The 18,841-nt window shown below is 54.7% G+C and carries 14 protein-coding genes; 5 read left to right on the top strand and 9 right to left on the bottom strand.

Features of this window, described 5'->3' with window-relative positions:
• Positions 1 to 18 precede the first annotated feature (18 nt).
• From SH467x_RS06525 to SH467x_RS06495, 7 genes are all read right to left on the bottom strand, one after another.
• Positions 19 to 1,095, bottom strand: coding sequence for an isoaspartyl peptidase/L-asparaginase family protein (locus SH467x_RS06525; protein WP_482370469.1), 1,077 nt, complete (start codon positions 1,093 to 1,095; stop codon positions 19 to 21).
• 21 nt (positions 1,096 to 1,116) lie between these two features.
• Positions 1,117 to 1,431, bottom strand: coding sequence for a rhodanese-like domain-containing protein (locus SH467x_RS06520; RefSeq protein WP_482370468.1), 315 nt, complete (start codon positions 1,429 to 1,431; stop codon positions 1,117 to 1,119).
• Between the two features lie 100 nt (positions 1,432 to 1,531).
• The gene (locus tag SH467x_RS06515) at positions 1,532 to 2,092 is read right to left on the bottom strand and encodes a cysteine hydrolase family protein (protein ID WP_482371346.1); all 561 of its coding nucleotides are present in this window, start codon (positions 2,090 to 2,092) and stop codon (positions 1,532 to 1,534) included.
• A 135-nt stretch (positions 2,093 to 2,227) separates the two neighbouring features.
• Entirely contained in the window at positions 2,228 to 2,560 is a 333-nt protein-coding gene (locus SH467x_RS06510; protein ID WP_482370467.1) for a DUF1805 domain-containing protein, read from the bottom strand.
• A gap of 6 nt (positions 2,561 to 2,566) precedes the next feature.
• Positions 2,567 to 3,463 carry a hypothetical protein gene (locus tag SH467x_RS06505; RefSeq protein WP_482370466.1) on the bottom strand — a complete coding sequence of 299 codons (897 nt, stop codon included), beginning with the start codon at positions 3,461 to 3,463 and terminating at the stop codon, positions 2,567 to 2,569.
• 2 nt (positions 3,464 to 3,465) lie between these two features.
• On the bottom strand, positions 3,466 to 6,711 hold the full coding sequence (gene carB, locus SH467x_RS06500; protein WP_482370465.1) for a carbamoyl-phosphate synthase large subunit: 3,246 nt from the start codon (positions 6,709 to 6,711) through the stop codon (positions 3,466 to 3,468).
• Between the two features lie 171 nt (positions 6,712 to 6,882).
• A complete protein-coding gene (locus tag SH467x_RS06495) occupies positions 6,883 to 8,298 on the bottom strand; it encodes a magnesium chelatase ATPase subunit I (protein WP_482370464.1) in 1,416 nt (471 codons plus the stop codon).
• Positions 8,299 to 8,500: 202 nt separating this feature from the next.
• Here SH467x_RS06495 and SH467x_RS06490 point away from each other — a divergent pair, with 202 nt between their 5' ends.
• Positions 8,501 to 10,939 carry an ATP-dependent helicase gene (locus SH467x_RS06490; protein WP_482370463.1) on the top strand — a complete coding sequence of 813 codons (2,439 nt, stop codon included), beginning with the start codon at positions 8,501 to 8,503 and terminating at the stop codon, positions 10,937 to 10,939.
• A gap of 127 nt (positions 10,940 to 11,066) precedes the next feature.
• On the opposite strand, the gene SH467x_RS06485 is transcribed toward SH467x_RS06490, so the two are convergent.
• Positions 11,067 to 12,509, bottom strand: coding sequence for a sodium:solute symporter (locus SH467x_RS06485; RefSeq protein WP_482370462.1), 1,443 nt, complete (start codon positions 12,507 to 12,509; stop codon positions 11,067 to 11,069).
• 345 nt (positions 12,510 to 12,854) lie between these two features.
• Between SH467x_RS06485 and SH467x_RS06480 the strand changes: the two genes are divergently transcribed.
• From SH467x_RS06480 to SH467x_RS06465, 4 genes are all read left to right on the top strand, one after another.
• Positions 12,855 to 13,280 (top strand): GntR family transcriptional regulator, encoded by a 426-nt coding sequence (locus SH467x_RS06480; protein WP_482371345.1) that lies wholly within the window; start codon positions 12,855 to 12,857, stop codon positions 13,278 to 13,280.
• A gap of 70 nt (positions 13,281 to 13,350) precedes the next feature.
• Positions 13,351 to 14,349, top strand: a complete 999-nt coding sequence (locus SH467x_RS06475) for an ABC transporter ATP-binding protein (RefSeq protein ID WP_482370461.1) — start codon at positions 13,351 to 13,353, stop codon at positions 14,347 to 14,349.
• Positions 14,350 to 14,376: 27 nt separating this feature from the next.
• Positions 14,377 to 16,929, top strand: coding sequence for an ABC transporter permease (locus SH467x_RS06470; RefSeq protein ID WP_482370460.1), 2,553 nt, complete (start codon positions 14,377 to 14,379; stop codon positions 16,927 to 16,929).
• Positions 16,926 to 18,275 (top strand): hypothetical protein, encoded by a 1,350-nt coding sequence (locus tag SH467x_RS06465; RefSeq protein WP_482370459.1) that lies wholly within the window; start codon positions 16,926 to 16,928, stop codon positions 18,273 to 18,275. Before SH467x_RS06470 ends, SH467x_RS06465 begins: the two co-directional genes overlap by 4 nt.
• A 110-nt stretch (positions 18,276 to 18,385) precedes the next feature.
• Here the strand turns inward: SH467x_RS06465 and SH467x_RS06460 are convergent, their stop codons facing one another.
• Positions 18,386 to 18,829 (bottom strand): carboxypeptidase-like regulatory domain-containing protein, encoded by a 444-nt coding sequence (locus SH467x_RS06460; protein WP_482370458.1) that lies wholly within the window; start codon positions 18,827 to 18,829, stop codon positions 18,386 to 18,388.
• Positions 18,830 to 18,841: the final 12 nt, after the last annotated feature.

Below are 18,841 nucleotides of genomic sequence, written 5' to 3'. Positions count from 1 at the left end.
CCGCCAAATCCGCGTTCGCTACTTCTTTTCTATCCAATCGACGAGCCCGATTTGAAAAAGTCCTTCGCTCGAGGCTCGGCCTCGGGCCATCATCGGGGTGTTGAAATGGATCTCGATATTTCCTTTTCCATCCACCGCAATGATTCCTCCCGAATCATAAGGGAGCGTTTTTTCAATTTCATGCTTTGCCGCATCGGCTAGCGACTCTCCCAAAAACTCCATGCGAGTGGAAATCGCTGAAGCGATGTGGTGTTTGATAAAGAGCTCTCCTTCGCCTGTGCAACTGACTGCGCACGTCGCGTTCTTCGCGTAGGTACCGGCCCCGATGATCGGGGAATCACCCACCCGTCCAAACTTCTTTCCCAGAAGACCACCTGTACTGGTTGCGGCAGCTAGATTTCCGTCTGTATCGCGAACGACGCACCCGACGGTACTGAAATGGAATAGTCGCTCTTCGGGGCTGTCGTAGTCATAACGACTCGTTGCACCTTTCTTGTTCGCTTGACGCTCTTTCCACTTTTCCCAATTAGTTCGCTGCTCGTCGGTTTTGAAGTAGTCTTGCGATTCGAGTGGAATGCCGGCCTGCTCCGCGAACAAGTCTGCGGGGGGACCCGCTAACAAAACATGAGGAGTGAGATCGCGAATCGCGCGTGCCAATCGAATGGGATTGCGAGCCTTGGTGGCATTGGCAACGGCACCGCAGGACAAATCTTTGCCATCCATCAGACTCGCATCCAGGGATACATCTCCGATGTCGTTGAATACAGCGCCACGTCCCGCATTGAAGTGAGGATCGTCTTCCAAAATCTCAACGACCGCTTGCACCACATCGACAGCCTTTCCTCCTTGTTTCAGCAACGCGACCCCTTTGCTGAGCGCCGCTTCGAGTCCCTTCGATTTGTTCTCGATGATGGAGGGAGTCAGTTTGGCCGGATCGCCACCTGCCCCGCCATGGATCGCAATCGACCAACCTTTCTTCTCGTTCACCGTCGCTCGCTTTTCTTGATTATTGGTACTCGATTGGGCCCAACCCACGCTGGATATTAGCAACCCGAAAAGGGCGCTGGTCAGCATTCGAAATGATCTATGTTGCATCGGAATTCTCCTTGGCGCTGGTTAGTAGCGAGGAATGGATGGATCGATGTCCACGCTCCACTTATCGATGCCCCCCGCCATGCTGAGCGCTTCGGGGTGGCCGTTGTGTCGAAACCAATTCGCGACGCGGAGAGAACGCCCACCATGGTGGCAATGGACCACGACGGTTTTGTTGTCGAGTTCCGCCAGTTTTTCCGCCGCGGGAGGCCATTGGCTCATCGGCATTAAGATCGCGCCATCAATCCTGGCGATATCGAATTCATGGGGCTCGCGACAATCGACCAAAACGATTGGTTTCCCGGCATTGTCGTGGCTGCTATCCAGCCAACGACTCACGGTATGGATATCAATTTCCATAGACGCTCTGAAGAGATAAAGAAAGGAGGATCGGGGGCTCGAGAGGAGCGTGCATTAGAACTCAGCGAATCGCGAAACTCTAGTGGCCAGTTCCGCGAATACGGCCGATCCATTCAGCTGTCGTCAAAACCTGGGAAATCATTTGCTGCTGGGCGCACAGGATGCTGCGGTGCAGTTCCTCCGCCGACACCTTTCCTGCCGCATTCTCCAAATTCAACGTCCCGGTCGCGTCGGACAAAAACTCCACTTGGAATCCGCGATGCATCCCTTGCCTGGCTGTCGTGTCGCAGCACATGTGGGTCATGTACCCTGCAATGGAAATGGTTTTCACCGCGTGCAATTCCAGCCATTCCGAGAGCGGGGTTTCCGTAAAGGAACCGGGCAAGGTTTTATCGATCAAGATGTCGTAGGAACGGGCTTGGATTTCTGGATGCAACTCCCATTCCGGCGACCCCTTGCGAAAGATGGGGGAGTCGGCGCTCGGTTGGTGGTGGCGGATCACGGCGATCGGAATATTCGCCTCGCGCGCCGCGTCAAACGCTTCCAAGATTTTCGACAAGTGTCCAGCAGGATGGCTGATGGGCAACGCACCGGTGAAATACTCCATCTGAACATCGATGACCAGCAACGCTCGCTTCATTTCCACGACACCTTTCCTTAGCAAGTTAACGCCACACGGCCGTGTGGCGAAGGGAGAGAATCTCGTATCGTTGTACCACACCCGCGCCCCGTTCCGGGTATATGGAAGAATCGAATCCTCGCGAGGAAGTGCGAATTAAGGACGCCTGAGTAGGCAAGCGATCGCTTCCAGACCGGTCATGCCTGGCACGACCCCAGCCTGCTTGGCCGCCTCACTGACCTCTGCCACCTTCGCGTCCAAAAGGTCCTCTGGTTCGCGAAGCGGTTTGTCTGGTGTACCTCTTGCAATCGCGACCGGCATCGAGAACTTGGTCGCAACGTTGCAATCATACAGTCCGCATCCGAGGATCCCTTGATCGGTATGAATGGCGCAGTATTGGCCCGTCGGCCATCGATAACTGCATCCCAAAACAGGGCCATACGGTGTTTCGAGTACGCGATGGGAATAACCAAGCTTCGTGACGGACATATTCGTTTAGTCTCCAAGCATCTTTGCGAGCGCCTGCATCGCAACATGCCAAGCAGGACGGGTCTGAAGATAGGTCTCCCACCAATCCATGAGACTCGGTGCGACATGGTCGTGCACATCGGCACCCGCGGGAACAGGGATGTGCCAATGCTCGATTGCGAGGGCTGCCATCTCTTTGGTACATCGACTCAATTCGAGCACTTGCGAGGCGGCCAATACCGGCGGCAGCATGGCAAGCGGTGCGATCTTCGCCAGCGTGTTCGACCCTAACATCTCGCTGAACCGAGGTAGATCCAATTGGAGTTGAGACACCAGCCAAGCCAATCGAACGGTCTCGGGAAGCTCTGCCATGGGATTGGTTAAGATTGCCTCCATCCGAACCAAGTTGGCGTTGAAGTGTGCGACACCTGCGCCCCCAACAACAGGCTGCACCGGAACGATTCGCACTTCATCGGGCAAAAGCTCCTTCTCGGTCAATCTTCCTACATGCGCGAGAAGCCCGTTTCCAAACCCAAGCCATTGCTCCTGCAAGGGCCTGCTTCGAAACAAGATCTGATCGGAGAACTTGGGATACAACTGTTTGAAGGCCGCTTCGATCTCGGTCACCTTCCCGGAGATCGACGTTACCACATGAGGACCGCATTCTCCAACACCTTTTCGCAATACAGCCGAAACCAGTTCGTGATTGGATTCGATATCCGCTGCCGTTGCGATCAAGGTGGACCAAACCGAGGGGGCTTGCGAACCCGCAGCTCCCTCAATGAGTCGGTTGAGTTCATTCGCGTCGCGCTGGAAGGCCGATAGGACGGAACGATCCACATACTGATCGGGGAAACGGACCGCGAAATCAGCGGCATGGAGCGCGCTGACGGATGCGCTGGGTGTCCATCGGATGTGAGTCATCGCTAGCTGGAGAATCGTTCTTGAAGCGAAAGAACCGTCATGGGCTTCTCACGCATCACGGACATCGCTTCGATCGCAATGCGACCTGCCGCCACCGTCGTGATGCAGGGGACTCCGAACTGGACCGCTGCTGCTCGGATGCGTCCTTCGTCGGTTCTCGCTCCTTTGCCGCTCGGGGTATTGAGAATGAGGGAGACTTCGCCGTTTTTCAAGTAATCGATCAAGTTCGGATTGCCCTCCGCGAGTTTCTTAATCGTGACAACGGGGATATGGCCTCGCTGCAGTTCCGCTGCGGTACCGGAGGTAGCCAACAGTTTGTATCCCATCTCGTGCAGTTGGCGAGCCATATCGATAATGCCAGCCCGATGGCGCGAAGAGATGCTCAAGAAAACATTGCCCGACTTGGGAAGGACAACGCCGGCAGCGATTTGGCTCTTGTTAAAGGCCAGTGCGAAATCGTCGCTGACCCCCATCACTTCGCCGGTGCTGCGCATCTCGGGTCCCAAAACAATGTCGACTCCCGCAAATTTGCGGAAGGGGAAGACCGATTCCTTGACCGAGACGCTGCGTGGAATGGGTTCGGAAGTGATTCCCAAATCCTTCAGTTTGCAACCGACCATCACCTTGGCAGCGATGTTAGCGACTGCAGTGCCCGTCGCCTTGGCGACGAACGGAACTGTGCGGCTCGCACGCGGATTGACTTCTAAGACATAAACAACCGGGCGTCCCTCTTCTTCCTTGATCGCAAACTGAACGTTCATCAATCCGATCACACGCAGCCGCTTGGCCATCGAGACGGTCGCATAGCGGATTTCGTCGAGGACCGCTTTGCTCAGCGAGAATGGAGGGATAACGCATGCGGAGTCGCCAGAGTGAACGCCAGCCTCCTCGATGTGCTCCATGACTCCCATGATGACGACATCGTCGCCATCCGAGACGGCGTCCACATCGACCTCGGTTGCATCCTCGAGGAATCGGTCGATCAAAACCGGTTGTCCTTGCGCGACGACGAAGGCTTCGGCAATGAATCGATCGAATTGCGAATGGTCGTAGCAAATCTCCATGGCGCGACCGCCGAGCACAAAGCTGGGGCGGACCAAGCATGGGAAGCCGATTTTCTGAACTTCCGAACGAGCCTGCAACATCGTGCGAGCAATTCCGTTCGCTGGCTGCTTGAGTTTAAGCTCGTGCAACAACGCTTGAAATTTCTCGCGATCCTCCGCGTCTTCGATCGTCTCGACACTCGTACCGACGATGGGAACCCCCGCATCGGCGAGCGCCCTAGCCAAATTCAATGGCGTCTGCCCGCCGAATTGAACAATGACACCGTCTGGCTCCACCGTGTCGTAGATGTTGAGAACATCTTCGGTGGTCAAGGGTTCAAAGAAGAGCAAATCGCTGGTGTCGTAATCAGTACTCACGGTCTCTGGATTGCTGTTGACCATGATCGACTCGATTCCCAACTCGCGAAGGGCGTAGCTGGCATGGCAGCAGCAGTAATCGAACTCGATCCCTTGGCCGATCCGATTGGGGCCACCGCCGAGAATCATGACCCGTTTCTTCTGCCCCTTGGAGGGAGCTTCGTTCTCTTCCTCGTAAGTGCTGTAGTAGTAAGGGGTGTAGGCTTCGAATTCAGCAGCACAGGTGTCGACTGATTTGAAGGTTGCGATGACTTGTTGCGATTTTCTCCAATCCCGAATCTCCATCTCATCGCTGCCGAGAATATTGGCTAGCTGCCGATCCGAGAATCCCATCTGCTTGGCCTGCCTCAGCGTGGCGCGATCCACGGCACCGACGCTTCCTAGCGTGCGAAGATACTTTTCCATCTCCACAATTTCCGAGAGCTGGTCCAAGAACCATCGATCGATTGCAGTGATGTTATGGATCTCATCGATCGACATCCCGCTTAGCAGGGCATAGCGGATATACCAAACGCGATCGGCATTCGGTTTTGAAAGCTTGTTGTTGATCTCCTCGTCGTCCGGTCGCCGATCGGTATACCAAAGGTCCTTGCTGTCGGAACCAAATCCGAAGGCTCCTACTTCGAGCCCTCGCAATGCTTTTTGGAAGGACTCCTTGAATGTGCGCCCGATCGCCATCGTTTCTCCGACGCTCTTCATCTGCGTCGTCAATGTAGAGTCCGCCTCCGGGAACTTCTCAAATGCAAAACGAGGTATCTTGGTCACGACGTAGTCGATGGTCGGTTCAAAGCAAGCCTGCGTTTTGCGCGTGATGTCGTTTTGAAGCTCCCACAATCGGAAGCCGACAGCCAGCTTGGCTGCAATCTTCGCGATCGGGAACCCCGTTGCCTTGCTGGCCAGCGCGCTGGAGCGGCTGACGCGAGGATTCATCTCGATGACGATCATCCTCCCGTTGGTGGGATGGATGGCAAACTGGATATTAGAACCCCCTGTCTCCACGCCGATCTCGCGAATAATGGCGAGACTCGCATCGCGCATCCGCTGGTACTCTTTGTCGGTCAACGTTTGGGCAGGGGCGACGGTGATCGAATCCCCGGTATGAACCCCCATCGGGTCGAAGTTCTCGATGGAGCAGATGATGACAACGTTATCGTCGACATCGCGCATGACTTCCATCTCGTATTCTTTCCACCCAATGATCGATTCTTCAATGAGAACCTCGGTGATCGGGGATAGGGTCAAGCCATTTTGGACGAGACCTTCGAAGTCATCTCGGTTGTAGGCGATGGCCGAACCGCTACCTCCCATGGTGAAGCTAGGGCGAACGACGCAGGGGAGCCCCACTTCTTGAAGAACCTTTCGGGCTTCCTCGAGCGAGTGAACAACGGACCCTTTGCAGACTTCTTGGCCGATCTTTTCCATGGCCAATTTGAAGGCATCGCGGGCCTCGGCCTTGTGAATCACCTCAGGGTTGGCCCCGATCATTTCGCAGTTGTACTTTTCGAGTACCCCTTCGCGAGCCAGTTCCATGGCAATATTCAGCGCCGTTTGACCTCCCAATGTTGGGAGGATGGCGTCGGGACGTTCGCGTTCGATGACTTTTTCGACGATTTCCCAAGTCAACGGCTCGATATAGGTTCGCTCAGCCGTCGCCGGATCGGTCATGATCGTCGCAGGGTTGCTGTTCACGAGAACGACCTCGAACCCCTCTTCGCGCAAGGCTTTGCAAGCCTGAGTGCCAGAGTAATCGAATTCGCACGCTTGCCCGATGACGATAGGGCCGGAACCGATGAGAAGGATTTTCTTGATGTCAGTCCGTTTCGGCACAGCAAAACCTGAAAATTTTCAAGGGGAAATGGCTCAAAAGAGGCCACCTGCCTAGAAAACTCCAGCATTCTGTCGCGGTTCTAATCTGCCAACGGTCCGAAGTTCTGCGGTGACCAAAATCCCACAGAACTTAGCATGCCTCCCAGTTCTTTGGTAGCCTAAAGAAGTCTCTCAAACCTCGTAACTCACTTTGCCATGCTTGCTCGCCCGGCTAATGCGATCCAAACTGTAGAGTCCTGCCAAAACGAATTCGATGCAAGATGCCCGTATTGCCGGGTGTGAGGAGGCATTTACCTCAAAGGCGGCTTCCCACACGGGTGGCACATGCTTCAGCCGCTCTGCGTAATGCTCGCTGGGGAGTAGGTCTCCCACCTCGATACGAACTCCTTTATTGAAGATCTCCGCAATCGGTTCCATGCCGTGTTGGTCGACATACTGCTCGAACACGGTCCGGATGGCGCTGGCGATGAGGGCGTCCAATATCTTCCGTTCACTCATTTGATGAGAACCCATCAAGTCCACTTCTAGTTTCCCCAAGGCAGACGTATAGAGGTGCCCCAAATCGCTGATGCGTGGGACGGCTAGTTCCTCACCGAGCAACACGGCTCGGTGTCGCGATGACGCAATCATTGTGCGGTAATTCGCCAGAGAAAAACGGGCCGAAACCCCGGAGGCTTGGTCGACATACTTCGATTTCCGCGCCTGCGTGGTGATTTCCTCAATGATCTCCATCATGAAGTAGGGGATTTGGACGGGGTAATCGCCATCGAGCGGGATCCCCGCCTCCTGCTTCAAGATCTCAATCCCCTGTTCTCGCTCAGCAGGATAATGAGTCTGGATGATCGACCCGATCCGGTCCTTCAATTGAGGAATGACTTTGCCGCTGCGGTTGTAGGTGCTCGGGTTGGCAGAAAAAAGGATGAAAATATCCAGATCGAATCGAATCGGGTAACCCCGAATCTGGACGTCGCGCTCCTCAAGGATATTGAACAACCCAACTTGAACCAAATCGTCGAGCTCCGGCAATTCGTTCATGGCGAAAATCCCGCGATGCATCCTCGGAATGAGTCCAAAGTACAAGGCATCTTCGGAACTCATGCTGACCCCGCCCGTCAATTTGGAGGGATCGATCTCACCGATCACATCCGCGAACTTGGTCCCGGGAGCCAATCGCTCCACGTACCGCTCCGACCGATGCCACCATCCGATCGGTACTTCGTGATCGGGCAATGTTTCTATTGCCCGTTTCCCTGCTGCCGTGATGGGATGGTACGGGTCCTCGTGAAGCGGCAGATTGGGCAAATCGATGTAAGGAATGAACTCGTCGAGAAATCGCACGAGAGTTCGCATGAGCCGACTTTTTGCCTGCCCTTTCTCTCCTAAAAAGAGCAAATCGTGCCCAGCAAGCAACGCAATATTGAGCTCGGGAACAACCGTATCGTCGTACCCGACAATGCCAGGATACAGGGCTTCACCAGAAGAAAGCATGCGCAAAAAATTGCTGCGGATCTCCTCTTTGACGCTGCGGCTCGTCCAACCGCCCGCGCGGAGCTCAGCAAGGTTCTTCGGCAGGGATGTGATTTCCATAGCAATCGCAGTTGAAGGAGTCGGGTGTCAGGTCGAAATGGTTTTATCTGCCCCGATTATAGCGCACGGACAAGAAGGCTGGCTCGGTCCGATGGAATGCCGGATAATATCCCGCAGTCGGATGCGATGCTTTTCAGCCGAACGCGTCCCGGCACCATCTGTCCGACGCCGCTCTCTAGACTGAGTAAGGGATTGCAACGTTATGGCCCTCACGACCTCCCAAATCATCGACTCACTGAACGAACCGCAGCGACAGGCGGTTACGCACATCGAAGGACCGCTCCTGACTCTCGCCGGCCCCGGTAGCGGGAAAACACGCGTCGTCACGCATCGTATCGCGTACATGCTCGATCAAGGTGTCTCGCCTTACTCGATCCTGGCATTGACCTTCACCAACAAAGCGGCTCGCGAGATGAAAGCTCGCATCGATCGAATGGTCGATGATTGCCCCGTCTGGATGGGGACGTTCCACGGCTACTGCGCCCGATTCCTCCGCCGCTTTGGTGAAATGGTGGGCATCGCACCGAACTTTACCATCTTCGACACCGACGACGCGAAGAGCGCTCTCAAGAAAGCGATCGAACAAGCCAACGTGTCTCTCACGCACTTAAACCAAGGAGACATCGGGCGGCGCATCGGCGCGCTAAAGAACAAAGCCATCTCACCGGAGATCTTCGAAGGAACGGTGCGCGGGGACCATGACCGAATTATCAGCAAAGTTTACCCGATCTACCAGAAACTCCTTCGCCAGTTCAACGCCGTCGACTTTGACGATCTGTTGATGCACACCGCCAACATCCTCCGATCCAATCCCGACCTTCGATCGGACTTGGACGCAAAACACCGATATGTCCTAGTGGATGAATACCAAGACACCAACTTGGCACAGTATCTGATCGTTCGCGGCCTCTCCATCGATCACCCGAATTTAAACGTAACAGGCGATCCCGACCAATCGATCTACAGCTGGCGCGGTGCCGATATCTCCAATATCTTGAGCTTTGAAAAGGATTACCCTCAATCGGTTACTGTCAGGCTGGAGCACAACTATCGCAGCACACCCCAAATCCTTTCCGTCGCGGATAGCTTGATCTCGTGCAATACGCGGCGCAAAGCCAAAGTATTGAAACCGACTTGCGACTCGGGTGCATCGGTGCGTTTCTGTACGTATCGCAGCGATCGCGAGGAGGCGGACGACATCGCGAAGCACATTGCGATGGAGATTTTGGAGAACGGAGCGAAAGCGAAAGACTTCGCTATCCTCTACCGAACCAACGCACAGTCGCGGCTCATCGAGCAAGCCCTTTTGCGTTGCAAGTTGAATTACCAGCTCATCGGCGGATTTCGTTTCTACCATCGCGAAGAAATCAAAGATATCCTCGCCTACCTCCGCTTGGTCCATAATCCGACAGACGATGTCGCGTTCGATCGGATCGTGAACGTCCCGACTCGCGGACTCGGGGATAAATCGCTAGAAAAAGTCCGAGATCTCGCTCGTCAACGAGAGATCCCCATGTTGGTTGCCCTGCGTGCCACGATCGAACGGGGGGTACTGAGCAAGAAGGCTGCCTCGGGAGCGGACAAGTTTCTGAAGACTTATGACAAAATGGTGCACCTATCCTCTGGGCCGCTCGTGGCCGTGATCGATTGCATGCTTCAGGAAACCGACTACATCCAATACCTCACGACCAGGAAATCGGAAACTCCTGACGAGAGTATCATCGGCAACATCAACGAACTCCGAGCGGATGCCGCGCAAGCGGATAGCGAATCGGAGGACGGCAATACGATGGAACGATTTCTGGAACAAGTCACGTTGATCGCGGATGCGGATGGTCTCGACGACTCCGACAACAAAGTCACGTTGATGACCCTCCATGCAGCCAAAGGACTGGAGTTTGAAAATGTCTTCGTGATCGCGGTCGAGCATGGGATTCTTCCCCATATTCGCGCGATGGATGATCCTGCACAATTGGAAGAGGAGCGAAGACTGCTGTTCGTCGGGATTACGCGGGCCAAACGCTGGTTGCAACTCAGCATGGCCAAGCAGCGCGGGTTCAGCAACACGCGCGTTGGCTCCGCTAGCCAATTCGCTATGGAACTGCCCCGAGCGGAACTGGAAATGATCGACCGCACCGATGTCGATGCCTTCAATATTTCCTTCATGGACGAAATCGATCAACGCTACGAAGAAGACCCCTGGATCGATGAATTCGAACCTTCTGAAAAGCCAACGAAGAAACCCTCGAAACCGATGGGAAAAAAGACGGTCCTCCTCTCCCGCGACGAATGGAATCAAGACGACGGGGGGAGTGAGTTCGTCGCGGATGCTACTCCCTCGGAAGACCCCAGCCCGGAACCATCGGAAACCGGAAACGCAGTTCTGCAAAAGTTACGTGGAAAGCTAGGACTACCGAATCTGAAATCCGGTTCCCATTTTCAAACCATTACCACCAAGGAAGGGGTCGAGGTGGGGTTGTTCGAGCAAGGCTCCATCGTCCGACATCCTGACTACGGAATCGGGCAAATCGCCTCGGTCGATGGCCATGGTGCTCGCCGCATGGCGCGCGTCTCGTTTGAAAATGGGGAGTTGCGCAGCTTCCAGCTGAGCAAGTCTCCGTTGCAACTCATCGAAGCCTAGTCCTCGTTGAGCAGACGCCACGATGGCCGGTGACTCTCGTCACGATGGCCGGCGACTCTCGTCACGATGGCCGGCGACTCTCGTCACGATGGCCGGCGACTCTCGTCACGATGGCCGGCGACTCTCGTCACGATGGCCGGCGACTGATCGCTAAGAGGCCGAGGAAGGTGAACAGGCCATTGATCGGGAGCGTTTCAAACCCTATTTCGTAGCCCCCAAACAACGTCTTGCTATAAACGCTTAGCAGATACGCACACACTGCCGCTCCAATGCATATCCACGGAACGAGCGGCTCGTAAACCATTCTGCGGGTCATTAACCCAAAGGCGAAGAGTCCTAGCAATGGACCATACGTGATCGCGGCAAGACGGTAGAGCAAGGTGATGATGGAATCGTTCTGCTGGGAATAGAACCACATCACCAACCCGAAAAAGAGGACTGCAATCGAAGCGTGCACCCATTTGCGCACCCGCGCTTGCTTCTCTTCGCTCCAGCCACGCTCTCGGATCCCGATCAAATCGATACAGGTGCTTGCGGTCAACGCTGTCAACGCTCCATCGGCACTTGGGAAAAGCGCGCTGATCAATCCGATAATGAACACCAACCCTAACCACGCAGGGAAATACTGCAACGCGAGAGTCGGATACAAGTCATCGCTCTTCGCGGGGAGTTTGATCCCCATCTGCTCCGCCTTGAGATAGAGCAACGCCCCCAGAAACAAGAACAGCAAATTGGTGATGACCAACACAATACTGAAGACGCGCATGTTCTTTTGGGCGTCGGAGAGCGTACGCACGCTCAAGTTCTTTTGCATCATTTCTTGATCAAGCCCCGTCATCACAATCGTCACAAAGATCCCACTGATGACTTGCTTGAAAAAGAACAATCGATCCTTGTAGTCCCAGTTGAAAATAGTAGCCATCCCACTCTCGCTCAGACGCGTCGACCAGTCGCTCATCTTGGGATCATAAAGAATGTAAAGGATCGTCCCTACCAAGGCACCGAGCATAAACAAGGTCTGCAACGTGTCGGTCCAGACGATGGTTTTAACCCCTCCCTGCAGCGTGTACAGAAATATCATCAACAGGACTGCGAAGGCGGTTACCATGAACGGTACCCCCATCGATTCGAGCACGAAGACATGGATGACGTTCAGCACGACATAGATCCGAACCGTCGCTCCCAGCAATCGACTCAGGATGAAGATCGCGCTGCCGGTCCGATAGCTGACGCTCCCCAATCGCTCTCGGAGATAGCCATAGATGCTCGTCAGTTCCAGACGGTAATAGAGCGGCAGCAGGACACCGGCGATGATCCAATACCCGATGACAAATCCAAAGATCATCTGTAGGTAGTTCCAGCTTTCTTTGGCGACGCTACCCGGCACGCTGACAAACGTTACCCCACTCAGGGACGTCCCTACCATCCCAAAGGCGACGACCCACCAAAGGCTCTTCCGCTCACCGCTGTAGAAGGCGTGTTCCCCTGCTCCACGCGAGGTATACCAAGCGATCGCTAGAAGGACGCCAAAGTACCCGAAGACGACGACAAGCAATAAAGTTGGACTCATGGATGAACTCAAAAGGATCGAAGCTGCATAATGGCAACCCGGGCATTATGCCGGATCGAGCGCGCAGCGCCCATTCTCACACGCCCTATTTCGATCTCTTGCTCGCGGGATTATTCGGATCGTTCCGAATCCTGGAATTTCTCTCCGGACATTCCGACTCCCAAAAAGAAGCTTGGGTGGTACGTGTCGTTCGGCAGCTATCACGACCGGTCTGTTTTTTCCGAACTTGTTGAGCCGCACGGACGACCGCCAAAAAAGTTATTGCAAACTGCTTGACTCGAATGTTTGCTTTGGTGTACTATTGAACTAGTTCACTAGTTCTGCATTTCACGCAGGAGTCGAATGATGTTTTTCTCGATCGATGCCAACAATGGCGTGGCGATCTATGAGCAGATAGTGCGGCAGGTCAAGTTTGCTGTCGCCGAAGAATCGCTTCGTCCTGGTCAGCTTTTGCCCAGCGTGCGAAGTTTGAGTGTGGAGTTGGCTCTCAATCCCAACACGATTGCCCGGGCATACCAGCAGCTACAAGGTGAGGGGATTCTCGAGTCCTTGCGGGGGCGAGGGTTGGTCGTTTGCCAGGGAGCTCCGAAGATTTGTCGCAGCGATCGCAAAACGATCATCGCGGATCGACTTCGAACCGTGTTGACCGAGGCGTTGCACGGTGGGTTGTCGGGAGAAGAGATCGAAGAGATCGTTCGAAAGCAACTCAAGCAGTTGGTGCCTACGGTTCAAACCATCGCTTCCCTGTCGGCGAGCGAGACGGCCTCCTAGCCCTTCGGGGGGTGGCTTTTCTAATCACATCTATTCAATGGCCCATCACTCTCAGATGAGGAACAGGACGATGACCGACTGTATTGTTGCCGAAGGGTTGGAGATGCACTTCCGCGGTTGCGATGCCCTCCGTGGCGTCGATTTGAATGTCCCGCATGGCTCCGTCTTTGCCCTGCTGGGGGAAAATGGAGCGGGAAAGACAACATTCATTCGGATTCTCACGGGGTACCAGATCCCCAGCGGCGGACGCTGTACGATTCTTGGGCTCAATCCGGTAAAGGACGCGTTGGAGATTCGCCGTCGCATCGGCTATGTGTCCGATGCACCGGCCTTGTACGATTGGATGCGGATCGACGAGATCGGCTGGTTTGCCTCGTCGTTTTATTCTGAGGGATTCCTGGATCGCTTTCGAGAGTCCATCGTCCGTTACGAGCTTCCGTCGGATCGCAAAATCAAACACTTGAGCAAAGGCCAGCGAGCGAAGGTGGCTCTATCTCTTGCAGTCGCTCACGACCCGGAGTTGCTCATCCTGGACGAACCCACCTCTGGATTGGATCCTCTCGTGCGACGAGAGTTCATGGAGAGCATGGTCGAGCGCGCCGCGAGCGGCAAAACCGTTCTTCTATCCAGTCACCAAATCAGTGAGGTGGAGCGGGTGGCGGATTACATTGCAATTTTGCATCAAGGAAGGGTTCGCTTGGTCAGCGATCTGGCGTCTCTTCGGGAGAATGTCAGTGAGGTTACGCTCTCGGTCAACGACCCTCTCACGACTCTTCCCCTTCTTTCCGAGCCTGCCGAGGTATTGAGCGAACAAAAGACAGGTCGACAAATTCGATGGGTCGTCCGTGGCTGGAACGATACGTTGCAGCAAGCAGTCGCAGGCTGGCCGGGAGTGCTCAGCGTTCGATCGCGTCCTGCGACACTCGAAGAAGTCTTCGTGGCTTGCACGCGCGGTTTGGATGGAGCAAAGCGTTCTGCGAATGATCTGGCGAGGACGAGTCCAGTGGGCGCCACCGAGGACTCGAACTCGGGTATCGATTCGGATCAATCCGATCGCCACGCATCGTAACCATCACACCAAACAATGAGGTCAATCATGAATACCTACTCGGGTGCGGATGCAAAGGTGGGGCGATCAAGTGATCTTTCCGCTTCCATGCGATGGAGCCCTCAGACATGGTCATCCATGGCGTGGCGTCTCTTTTGGAAGGAGTTCCGGCAGATACTGCCTCTCCTTTGGGCGTTGATCGCTATCGGCGCGATGCTCCAGATGATTGGAGCGATCCACACTGCGCTGAATCCAGGCCTGTCGAATGCCTCGCTCCATCAAGCGGCTTTGGTGCTGATGCCTTCTCTCTTTGCAGTCGGTGCCGGGGCGATGCTGGTGAGTCAAGAAAAGGAGCTTCGCACCCTTTCTTGGCTCAGTTCGTTGCCGATCTCGGCTCCGCGCATCGTGATGACAAAGTTTGTCAGCGGCTTGGTAGGGCTGCTCCTGTGCTGGATGGGTTGTCTTCTCAGTGCTGCGATCGCTAGCCCGGATGTTTTCGACAATCGAATCCATACAGGGCTCTATGAAAGCATCGGAAACCTGGGAGTGAAGTACTTTGTGAATTCGCTCTTCCTACTGGTTGCGAGCATGGTGAGCGGATGGATCTTCAAGACGGCATGGGTCGCTCTCGTGATGATGATTCCCTTTGCAATCCTACCGGTTTTCGTCATTGCGATGGTTGTCACCTCCCGTACAAGTGAAATCTGGATGCAGTCACCCCTAGGCGCTGGTTTGGTTTATCTAGGATCCGCTATCGTCCTGATCCTGCTCGGAAGAGTTTGGGGCCGGAACTCTTTTGTTTCGGCCCCGACCAGATGGTTCGGGCAATTCTCGTACCGCGCACCCTCTCGAATGCGGATGCGAACCATCATGGATGATTGGCGTCCGCTGCCTGTAGCTCCCAGCTTGCTTTGGCAGATCGGTTGGCAGAACCGAATGCTCTGGGTGAGTGTTGTATTCATCGCCCTGTCTTTCTTCTCGGCATTTATTCTGGCCTGGGAGAAGGACGGTGGATTGGCGGGGATACTCGTTGTCCCGAACTTTATCGTCTTCACATGGTTGGGGGCCTCGACCTTCGGTAGCGATGGGAACAACAAACGGATTCAGTTTCTGGCTGACCGAGGCGTTACACCTGGAGTGATATGGTGGACGCGGCAATTCTTTCCTTTGTGTATTGTGGTCCTCGGGTTCGGTTCCTTGCTGCTAGCTTGGGTGTTGCTAACCGGTCCCAATGGCCGGAGTGCAAGAGGCTTAGCTCCCTTTCCTGTGTTTGTCTTTCTGGGGGGGATGTTCGCGATTTATAGCGCGACCCAGTGGGTGTCGCAGATTTTTCGTAGCTCGCTCTTGAACATGTGTGTTGCCCCAGCGGTCGGTGTGGGGACCATGGCCGCTTTGGCCTTCGCTTTCAGCACATTAGGGACGGGATATCTATGGTTAATCCCTTCCGTGCTCATCATGTTCTTTGCCAGCCGCGCGATGATGCGACCTTGGATGGATGCTCGTTACACCAAACGTACGTATCTGCAGCATGCGGGCTTTGGTTTGTTGGCATGCGTTTTTCCTGCCATTCCGTTTATCACAACAGTGTTGACTTACCCTTCTATCTCGAATGAGGCCTATCGAGAACTTACCGATCTTGCGAGGCGAACGCCTGTGATACGCGCCAATAGTTCGATCCGGTTGAATTCATTTGGACAGGTTTCCATGCCGGAGTCCGTGTCTGAAATGGGGGGAACTGTTGCGGGAGGAGATGCCTTAGGGGGAGATGGATCAGCAGGTGAACTGGAGCCGCCACCGACGAAACCCGCTCCTATCGACTGGGATGAGCGTATCGACTCGAGCGTGGAGAACTTGTTGTCTCTTTATGCCACACCCAATCTCCATCCTCAGATTCCGCACCACTTGATCCAGAGTTGGATTGCGACGCTGAGACGTACTTCTCTCACGTTGGCGGGCAAGCCATCGGAAGAACGGGTCCGAGTGGAAACCGAACGCTACCAACGGGTGATGACTTTACTCCTGCATATTGCTACGAGTCATCGGCAGCAAACGGAACTTATGAGTCAAGAAGTGGCAGACCAAGTCGAGCGCGCCATGATTCGCGAGATCGCGGATCCCGCGAACCGATCATTGCTCGACAACGCGTTGCTTGCATCGATCCTTCGGCAACTCGGGGACAACGCAGGGAGGCAAGAGGCTCGACTGAAGGCATTGGCGGTGTCTTGGAATCAATCGATGGTGAATCCGATCAAGCCGAGACGAGACGAGCTGGGATGGACAATCAACGACTTTTCCCAAGTGGGTGGGATTGAGATACCACAAATGCCAGCAACGGCGCTTTTGTCGGCAGAGTTGGTTCGAAAACGACGGGTCGGACTCGCAGTCGAAACTCTCTATCGATTCTTAAAATCAGGGAACCGCTCCGCTTCCAACTCCGATTTCAAGGCTTACCAGGATTTCTGGAGCATCGGAGATACTTCCGACCGTTCCTATTACGAGCCGATTCAAGTATCGCGAGGATCGGTTGGCTCTCTTTGGTTTGGCGATTGGGAAAACACGGCCGAGGCCCTTGCAAAAGATCTACAGGAGACATTGCCATGAGACGCAACCAACGAAGTGGATTCCTGTCGTGGAAGATTTGGGTCGGTATCGCGGCGACTCCTCTCGTGATCGCGCTCGTAGCTGCCGTCGCGTTGGGGCTCTACGAGTGGCGGGCCTCATCCGAGTTCCAGACAAAAATCGCGGCGTACGAACAAGCGGGTGAACCCTACGACGATGCATCGCTCGACGCATGGTATCAGGCGGGCACCCATAAAGAGGGAACGCAGGCATGGCTCGACATCATCTCTGCGATGCAGATTTCCAACATCGCAGAGGATCTGCCTATCCTCGGGAGCGACCAACCATTGCCCAGCGAGCTTCGTTCGGGCTCGGAGTGGGGGGACGCTGAGAATATTGATGGATTCCTTTCGCTGATGAGTCCTGTTCGAGAACAAATCTTGGAGGCACTGAAGTTTCCGAAGCCCGTGTACTTTCCCATCGAGTTTCGCGGCGTGGATACGCTTTTGGTTCATTTGCAGGAAGCAAGGTCGATTCCAAGGCTGCTGCAGCTTGATTTCGAATACGCCTACTACAAAGGTGACACGCGTCGGGCAATGGAGGACCTGGATGCGATGCAAGAAGTTTCTAAGGTTATCGATGCTCCGGGTTTTCTGATCTCGGAGCTGATAACAGCTGCAATGAGAGGTATGTACACCGAGTCTATCCTGCGTTCGCTAACCCACAATCAGTGGAGCGAAGCGGATCTGGAGAAGCTACTTTCTGATTTGAAGCCACCCCATTACACGCCGGAACGATGGAAGAACTGCATCCACGGGGAGCGCGCGTGGAGTGGGACATTCACTTCTCGCGATTTGCGAGTTGGCGAGCAAATGGCCCTTACCCTCTTTCCGTTGACCCCTAGCGGTCGACTGAAGCATCTAATCTGGATGGATGAACTAGCGGAGCTGCATCGGGTCCCTCTCGCGTCGCTGAAAAAGGCAGGTAGGGAACTAAACGAACGAATCCGAGATCACCTGTCAGGGCCCAGTTTCGATGGTTCGGCCGTGTATTTGGGGATTGTTTTCCCTGCCGTGGAATCGGTGGCCGCCGCATTTGTTCGAACCGAAGACACTCGACAATGGGCGCGCGTGGCGGTTGCGATTCGGCTGTATCAACTTCGTAACCAACAGTGGCCGACGAGCCTCTCCGAACTAAAAGAAGTCGGATTGGGGCCGGCTGACGTGCAACTCGTGGAAGGGGGGCGGTTCGGTTACGAAGTAGAGGAGGGGGCGGCCTATCTATGGACCACGGACTTTCGAACGGGAGAACTTAGCCTGGAGCGACCCGATGATGTGCCCCAGGATGATGAATATGGCAAGCCGTCGAATCTGGCTATTCTGCGATAGTTGACGGAGTATCGAGCATTCCATCAACCGAACGCTCGCGCGGTCCGGTTGATGGAATGTAGAAAACCGGACGCTAGCGAAACCGGACGCTAGCACGATGCGGTTCATCACTATTTTGAGGTAAGCTCGAACTTGATATCCGTCGTGTCTTGATCGGGAATCGTGAGCGTCAAACCCGAGGTGGTAAAGGTGGAGTACTTTTTGGGTAGTCCGTACGCTACATTCACGACGGCTTCGCCCCCTTTTTCACCTTTATCTTGAACAACCGTTTTGGTGACTTCGACTTTGTAAGAGCCTGGAACGGCCCCCGTTTTTTCGTCGAAGGCCTTCAAGGTGAACTTGCCGTCTTTGTCGCTGACTCCGGCTGCGCTATAGGTGCCTGCATTGGGAATCAGAACGATAGTGGCAAGATCGACGGGGGTTCCGTCTAGCGTCACGACGCCTTGCGCTTTGACCGTTTTCGGAAGATCGCTTTTGGGGCCGCAACCGACCCAAGCGATAAGGCTCAAGGTACCGAGACAGAACATCGAGCGCGATAGAAATGACTGACTCATAAGTTGGATCGT

This window comes from Brakhagea slesvicensis (genome assembly GCF_052161625.1).
GTDB lineage: Bacteria > Planctomycetota > Planctomycetia > Pirellulales > Pirellulaceae > JBKCUI01.
The sequence above is the reverse complement of the archived record's forward strand: the minus strand, read 5'-3'. Positions and strand labels throughout refer to the sequence as shown.